The sequence below is a fragment of the Acinetobacter sp. A47 genome, assembly GCF_000805455.1.
In the GTDB taxonomy this organism is placed as follows: Bacteria; Pseudomonadota; Gammaproteobacteria; order Pseudomonadales; family Moraxellaceae; genus Acinetobacter.
Map to the genome: position 1 here is coordinate 1 of NZ_JSUS01000046.1, position 422 is coordinate 422.

The following is a 422-nucleotide window of genomic DNA, read 5'->3' on the forward strand; positions in this document are numbered from 1 at the left end:
ATACTGGTTAGCCTGAGTATAAATAGTGGAAATCAGTCGCTGACCAAACGCGTTGTACAGGGCGTTATCGACATCCGCCATGCTGATCCCCAGACGGCTGGCGCTGTCGCGATCAACATTGACATACGCCACCAGCCCTTTGTCCTGCCAGTCGCTGGAGACATCAGAAATCTGTGGCAGCTGCTGGAGTTTTTCCATCAACTGTGGCACCCAGGTCCTGGGCGCATCCAGTGACGTGGCCTGCAAGGTAAACTGGTACTGGGTGCGGCTGACCTGAGTATCGATGGTCAGGTCCTGCGTTGGTTGCAGGAAGAGATCGACGCCCGGCACTTTATCCACCGCCGTTTGCAGACGGGCGATGACTTTTTGCACCCGATCATCACGTTCATCCAACGGTTTGAGGTTGATCTGCAAACGCGCAC

At 55.2% G+C, this 422-nt stretch carries 1 protein-coding gene; it reads right to left on the bottom strand.

The window, feature by feature from the left end:
• Positions 1 to 422, bottom strand: a 422-nt coding sequence (locus OC23_RS11425; RefSeq protein WP_038344946.1) for an efflux RND transporter permease subunit, incomplete at both ends; no start/stop codon positions are given.